Here is a 6492-nt window from a genome sequence, read left to right on the forward strand (position 1 = left end):
CCACTCTGCACGGGGGGGGGGCGCCACCGGGCCGGGCCCCCCCGCTGCAGGTATGGATCAGGTCGCGGCGCCGGCGAACACCTTCACGGCTCCGGTCTGGTCGACCAGCAGGCCGTCCGAGCGGATGATCGCCCGGAAGGTCACCAGGTCGGAGTTGAACGCGTAGTCGTCGGACCGCTCGAACCGCACCCCGCCCGCCATGCGCACGAAGTACTGGGAGAAGTCACCGAACGCGACGGACTTCGCGGTCGTGCCGACAGCGGCCACGTTCGGGTCGGTGTGGACCGGCTTGCCCAGCAGCGTGTCCGGGACGCCGACCTGGATGGACGGCTGCCACAGGTACTGGTCCTGCTTGTCCTTCAGCTTCCGGGCGGTGCCGAGGGTGGCGTCCCGCATCAGCCAGCCGCACGAGGCGCTGTTCCGGTACGGGGCGATGACGCTGTAGTACAGGTCGATCAGGTCGTCCGCGGTGAACGCGCCGCCAGCGCCGGTGCCGCCGGTCTTGCCGGTCGACGCGGAGGTGATGATGCCGGTCGGCTTGGAGGAGCCGTCGCCGGTGATGGCGTGGGTGCCGAACGCGTTGCCCAGCGCGCGGCCGGCCTGCATGGCGAGGTAGCTCTCCAGGTCGACACCGGTGTCGGTGAGCAGCTCGGTGGACGCCTGGAGCAGGACGCCGTACTTGTAGGCGCCCAGGGTGCGCTTGGCGAACGCCGGGTCGGACTTGGGCAGGTTGGCGGCCTCGGCGGTGAGCGCGGCAGTCGAGTGGGCCGTGGTCACCGGGATCTCGATGGTCTCGCCGGAGGCGGTGTTCAGGACCGTGGGCCCGGCCATCATCAGACCGGACACCTCGATGAGGTGGGCCATCAGGCGGCCGTAGAACGTGGTGGGCACGGTGTTGCCGCCCGCGGTCGCGGTGCCCTTGGTCAGGTCACGGAAGCTGACCCCGTCGGGCTTGGCGATGTCGATGCCGCGCATCTCGCCGCGCGCCCACCGGCGCAGCTCCGAGTCCTGCTCCTGCGGCTGCTGCCGCTGGTCGGCCGGCTTGGCGAGGAGCTTGGCGAACGCGTCCTCGGCGTCCTTGGTGCGCTGCTCCGCCTCGAGGAGGTCCTTCGCCCGGGCGTCGATCTTGTCGAGGTCGGTGTTCAGCGCCTGGTACTGCGCCTCTTCCTCCGCCGACAGGTCCCGCTTTTCCTTCTCGGCGGTGTCGAGCAGCGCCTTGGCCTGCTCCCAGATGTTCGCCCGGCGCTCCTGCAGCGCCTTGATGTGGCTGGACATGTGCCCTCCTGGGCATGACGACGACACCCGCGACCGTGCGCCGGGGTGCCAGTGGATGGGTGGGTGAGGTGGGTGTCGCCCTGCCTCAGAAGGTGCGGCGCTTCACCAGCTCGGCGCGCCGCTGCCGTACCGCCACGAGCGGGTGGGTGTCGCCCTGCCCGCCCGGCGGGATGATCGTGGGGGCCGGGGCCCCGAGGAACCGCTTCAGCTCACCGGCCTCGGCCGCCGCCCGCACCTCGGCCAGCTCCGCGCCAGCCTTCTCAGCGAGGGACCGCAGGCCTGTGGACGTGTCCAGGTACGCCGGATCGTTGACCGGGGCCACGTCGACCAGCTGCCCGGACAGCAGCGTCCGCACCGGGAACCCGTCGTCCGTCATCGCCCAGTCGTCCTCGAACGTGTAGAACGCGAAGCTGGATTCGGTGACGTCGCCGCGCTGCACCAGCTCGAACACGTCCGCCCGGGCGGCCGGCACGTCGACGCTGTAGTCCAGGCCCGTGCCGTCCGTCTGCAGCCGCAGCGTGCTCGCCCGCGTCGTGCCGAGCAGCATGTTGTTGTCGTGGTTGTAGCGGGCCATCACGCGCGGCCAGCCGTCACCCTCGGACTTCGCGAAGAACCCCGGGTCGATCCGCTCGACGAACCCGCCCAGGTTGCGTGACAGGGTGTTGAACTTCGCGGCGTACCCGCCGATCGTCCTGCTGTCGCCGGCCGCCCGGACCTCGACGAGGCCGCGCGTGAACCGACGCTCACTGTCGCCGTTCACTTCTTCTCGCTTCCGTCCGGGGCCACATTGCCCAGTGGCGTGTAGTCCTGCCCGAGCCCGCCGGGCAGCGGCGGCTCATCCTCGTGACGCCGCAGCTCGTCGATGTTGTTCAGCCCGATCGAGCGAGCGATACGGTGCGCCTGATAGCGGGTCAGCGTGTCGGTGCGCAGCATCGCGCTCGCGTTGAATCGGGCCTCCTCGGTGGGTGGCCGCAGCCAGGAGAACGCTTCCTCCAGGCGGGCCAGCCACGGGCGCAGCGTCCACGTCAGCAGGTCGATACTGTTCTGCTCGACCGTGGCGTAGGTGAGGCTGCCACCCGTCTCACCACCGACCTTCTCCGGCGGCACCCCGTAGATCGCGGCGACCTGGTTCGCCGTCGCCTTGATGGTCTCCAGGAACTGCGACTCGTTCGCCGGCACCGAGATCGCCCGGTACTTCACGCCGTTGCCCAGCGCGACCACGTCCCGGCCTTGGGCGGCCTCCTTGAACCGTGCCTTCAGCACGGTCGCGGCGCCCTGGTCCACGGCCATGTCCGTCTCCAGGACTGCGCTTGGCGTGGACCCGTTGGCGAACCAGTCCCGGCCGAACTGGTTGGCCAGCAGCCCGGCCTCCGTCGTCGTCGCGAAGTACGCGATCGGCGACAGCCCCAGGATCTGCCCGGGCACCGTGTAGGCGGGGATGTGGAACATCTGCCCGTCCTCGAGGCGCCGGCCCTTGTAGCACCAGACCGGGACGGCGGCGAGGTTGTCCTGGATGCTCACGTCGTCCGGGTGCAGCCACTCGATCTGGCTGGGCCAGCCGTCCGGGCCCCAGGCGACGATCAGCCCGTAGGCGTTGCCGCGCAGCGTCAGCGACGTCATGCACCGGTGCAGCCAGTCATACCGGAAGCCAGCCGCGGCCGGGCGCCGGAACAGCGGGGGCAATGGCAGCCGCTGCCGGTCCTCTCCGTCCGCCCGGTAAAACTTCAGAGGCAGGGAGGCCACGGAGTCCGCGAGCAGCCGTGTGGCCGCGTAGACGGGCCCCAGCCGCAGTGCCCGTTCCTGGCTGGTGCCGCGCAGCACGGCCGGGTCCGAGCCCGACCCCCACACGTCCTGGTACGAGATCGCCCGCTTCAGCGCCGTCCGGCGGAAGGGCCACCACTTCACGACTGCCCCCTCACCACACGTTGTTCAGGATGTCGCCCGGCGGTTCTTCTACCTCGGCGGTCAGGCCCCACTTGGCGAGGGTCCCGGCCACCAGCGGGCTGATGTCTACGGACGGGATACGGCGGGCCCACGCCCACGCGTCGCCCAGCGTCCGCTTCTGCGCGCCGGCCAGAGCCGACGCCAGCGGCGCATCGTCGAAGTGCGTCAGGGTCTGCGTCGTTACGGCGTCGTAGAACTGGGCGCACGCCGCGGCCATCTCCCGCGCCTTCGGCTGCACGACTGTCACTCCGAGCCCGGTCTCCTTGTCCTCCAGGTCGCCGATCAGCGACCCGGCCGGCCCCGCCCCGTCGATCACCCAGCACCGCGGGTTCCATTTCCCGTGCAGTTCCTTGGCGCGCTCCAGGATCCAGCCCGTACCGGGCCGGTGGTCGATGACCGTCACGTGCACGCCGCCCAGGTACCGGAACGCTGCGCTGATGGCCGCGTGCGACCGCTCCGGGGTCATGTCGATGGACAGCGCCACCGGCCCGGCCTGCCGCGCCTCAGCGACCGCCGAGACGTCCCCGACGGCCAGGGCCCGCCACGCCTCCTCGGCGATGACCTGCCACGTGTCGGCCTCGTCGGACGGGTAGTCGCCTACACCGAGCCGCTCACGCTCGAAGATGCCGCTGGACCCCAGCGAGGCCCGCTCGTTCCGGACGAACTCCGGGGTGATCAGGAGGCCCAGCGACGGGTTCGCCTTCGCCCACGACGCCGGATCGTCCGAGCTGTCGTGCTCCGTGCAGCCGGGCGGGCATTCGTCCAGGTGCGGGTCCACCGACCACTCGAAGTAGGCCAGGGACGGGTCCGGCTTCCCGGCCTCCAGCGCGGCCAGGGCTCGGCGCCGCAGACGGGCCAGCTGCACCGAGGGGGCGCCGATTCCGGCGCTGCCCAGGTACCAGAGCTGCGGGTTCTCGACGGCGGACATCGTCGGCATCAGCGCGCCCATCGCGTCGTCGCCGAGGATCATCGCCTCGTCCAGGATGTTGCAGTCGCCGGTCCAGCCACGGCCGGAGCCGCCGGAGCGGGCGATGAACTGCAGGGACTGCCCCGTCGTCAGCGTGATCGACGTCTCCGTCGTGTTGTTCAACATCCGCTTGACGCGTTTCCGCAGGTCAGGGCACCCGAGGATCAGGGACTGGATCCGCTGGAACGCGACTCGGCTCGTCTTGAACTCATGCGCGCTGTGAATGATCAGGCGCTCGCCCAGCAGGAACAGCCCCGCCAGCTCCCTGGCCTCGATCACCCCGCCCTTCCCGTTCTGCCTGGGCACGTTCACGGCGCACTCGAACGCCGCCCACTGGCCGTCCTCCCGTTCCCGCAGCCCGACGTCCAGGACGTGCTGCTGCCACGGCATCAGGTCCAGGCCGGCGTGCGCGGCCAGCTCGACCGCCTCCCGGCCAGCCGAGGACAGGAACGTCGGCGGCGCGGTGAACAGGCGGGGCCGCTGGGCACCGCGCAGCAGTTCAGGCTCGGCGAGCACGGAGCCTCCCGTCCTGCCGCTTCCTGGCCAGCTCGTCCACCCGGTCGGTCTCTTCGGCGACCGGCGCGAGCTTGTGCAGGGCCTCGAGCGCGGCCCGTAGTTCGCGAGCGGCGTTCGCCTTCGCCGTCGCCCCGTCCTTCCCGTCCATCACCTGGGCGAGGGTGAGGGCGAGTTGCGCCAGGCCAGGGGCGATATCGCCGACCCGGAGCCGTGCAATTTCGGCGGCGGTCCCTTCGACGTTGGTAGCCATGATCACCCCCGACCTGTCACTGAGAGTCACGTCACGGAGGGTGACCGCCTGCTAAATCGCTGGCGTTCGCCTCGGCGGATTAGCGAGTACAGGCCCCGTGTAAAAAATCGGGCGACAAGGGCGTTTGGGTCGCCCGGTCTTGCGCTCAAAAAGTAGTCGGGGCCTTGATCACCATTCGAGCGTCGCGCCCGTCGTCTCGGTCTTCGTCGCCGATCGTGACCGGTACCAGCGGGTGGCCACCCTGCGCATCTCGGGGTCTCGCATGGCCTCGATGCGGGCCATCACGATGCTGCGCCCGGGGTCGACGGCGATGATCTGTGCGTCCATGCGCCGGTAGCGGGCGAGCCACTTCGAGGTGGGCATGGTGTGGATCAGGTAGACGTCGACCTTGTCGCGGTGCTCGAACGCCTCGAACATCGCGGCGTAGCGGGCCTTGTGGGCGACGCGGAGCAGGAGCGGGTCCTGGTTCCAGTTGGGGGCGCCTGGCCCGGCGAGGGCGCGGGTGATGCGGTCGAGGTCGATGACGATGTCGCTGGGCTTGGCCCTGCTCTCGATCCAGCTCGTCTTGCCTGCGGCCGGCGGTCCGGTCACGATGTACAGCACGGACCGTCACCACCTCAGCTGGGGTCGCCGGGGGCTGGGCTTCGGTGACGCTGTGCGGTTGCCGCGGCTGCTGTTGCAGCGACGGTGCGCGGGCCGGGCGTTGGCCTTGTCGAGGAGCGAGCCGCCTCGCGAGAGCGGCTGTTCGTGGTCGAGGGTGAAGGACAACGGGTGCCGGGCGTCCAGCTCGTAGCCGATGTTGTGGCCGCACCACCAGCAGGGGAGTCGCTGGGCTCGGAGCCAGTCGACGAGGCGGCGGTAGGGGCGCCCGTTGCGCGGGTTGCCGGCCACGGGCGCCACCTCCCACCAATCTACGGCGCGGGGGCCTCCGTGCACGTCGGGTCGTCGAGGCAGTCCTGCAGCTCGTCGCGGTTGGCCCGGTTGAGCTGCTGCAGGCCTTCCATGTAGCGGTCGATCCGGTCGCCCTCGGGCAGGCCTTGGCAGGGGCTCGGCTCCTCGTCCATGCCTGCGTCGGGGCTGTCCTTGATGAGGTCTGCCCAGGCGGTGACGCATGCCTTGCGTGCGGCGGCCTGGTCGACGGTCTTGGTGGCGGTGACGGTGGGCTGCGGCTTGTCGTCGCTGCTGCCGCTGCTGCAGCCGGTGGTGAGGGCTGCGAGGGCGAGCAGGGCGGCGCAGGCGGCTCCGCGGGCGGTCATGGTTCCCCCCATGGGTGTTCGGATGCTGAACGGGCATCATCCGCTGCGTGTTGGTCGCTTGGGGGGTCTGTGGCTGTGTTGTGACGCGTTGGTGTCCGCCGCCGGGCGCCCCGCATCCCGCGGGTGCCCGTGATCCCCGCGTGGGGCCGCCTCCAGCCCCGGGCGCCAGGCGACGGACGGACACGACGCAGCCCCGGCCGGGTGGTCCTGGCCGGGGCGTCCGGGGCGTCGGAGTTCACGTCGTGACCGGCGTCGGGCACGACGACGAGCGCACCACGGTCCGC

8 protein-coding genes are annotated in these 6492 nt (G+C 70.8%); all 8 read right to left on the reverse strand.

Going from position 1 to position 6492, the window contains the following annotated elements:
- Positions 1–57: 57 nt before the first annotated feature.
- Positions 58–1275 carry a phage major capsid protein gene (locus tag ACWGKI_RS20310; RefSeq protein ID WP_376183990.1) on the reverse strand — a complete coding sequence of 406 codons (1218 nt, stop codon included), beginning with the start codon at positions 1273–1275 and terminating at the stop codon, positions 58–60.
- An 85-nt stretch (positions 1276–1360) separates the two neighbouring features.
- On the reverse strand, positions 1361–2035 hold the full coding sequence (locus ACWGKI_RS20315) for an HK97 family phage prohead protease (RefSeq protein ID WP_375852300.1): 675 nt from the start codon (positions 2033–2035) through the stop codon (positions 1361–1363).
- Entirely contained in the window at positions 2032–3180 is a 1149-nt protein-coding gene (locus ACWGKI_RS20320) for a phage portal protein (protein ID WP_375852299.1), read from the reverse strand. The genes ACWGKI_RS20315 and ACWGKI_RS20320 overlap by 4 nt, the downstream gene beginning before the upstream one ends.
- A 10-nt stretch (positions 3181–3190) precedes the next feature.
- Positions 3191–4702, reverse strand: coding sequence for a hypothetical protein (locus ACWGKI_RS20325; RefSeq protein ID WP_375852298.1), 1512 nt, complete (start codon positions 4700–4702; stop codon positions 3191–3193).
- Positions 4686–4952, reverse strand: a complete 267-nt coding sequence (locus tag ACWGKI_RS20330; RefSeq protein WP_375852297.1) for a hypothetical protein — start codon at positions 4950–4952, stop codon at positions 4686–4688. The genes ACWGKI_RS20325 and ACWGKI_RS20330 overlap by 17 nt, the downstream gene beginning before the upstream one ends.
- A gap of 168 nt (positions 4953–5120) precedes the next feature.
- A complete protein-coding gene (locus tag ACWGKI_RS20335) occupies positions 5121–5555 on the reverse strand; it encodes a hypothetical protein (RefSeq protein WP_375852296.1) in 435 nt (144 codons plus the stop codon).
- A gap of 6 nt (positions 5556–5561) precedes the next feature.
- Positions 5562–5843 carry an HNH endonuclease gene (locus ACWGKI_RS20340; protein ID WP_365421791.1) on the reverse strand — a complete coding sequence of 94 codons (282 nt, stop codon included), beginning with the start codon at positions 5841–5843 and terminating at the stop codon, positions 5562–5564.
- Positions 5844–5863: 20 nt separating this feature from the next.
- Positions 5864–6208: a hypothetical protein gene (locus tag ACWGKI_RS20345; protein WP_365421788.1), complete on the reverse strand. Its 345-nt coding sequence runs from the start codon at positions 6206–6208 to the stop codon at positions 5864–5866.
- Positions 6209–6492 lie beyond the last annotated feature (284 nt).

The organism is Isoptericola sp. NPDC055881, assembly GCF_053615895.1.

Coding starts and splice junctions, on each gene's coding strand:
- ACWGKI_RS20330 (WP_375852297.1), bottom strand. CDS start 4,952: ATGGCTACCAACGTCGAAGGGACCGCCGCCGAAATTGCACGGCTCCGG.
- ACWGKI_RS20345 (WP_365421788.1), bottom strand. CDS start 6,208: ATGACCGCCCGCGGAGCCGCCTGCGCCGCCCTGCTCGCCCTCGCAGCC.
- ACWGKI_RS20310 (WP_376183990.1), bottom strand. CDS start 1,275: ATGTCCAGCCACATCAAGGCGCTGCAGGAGCGCCGGGCGAACATCTGG.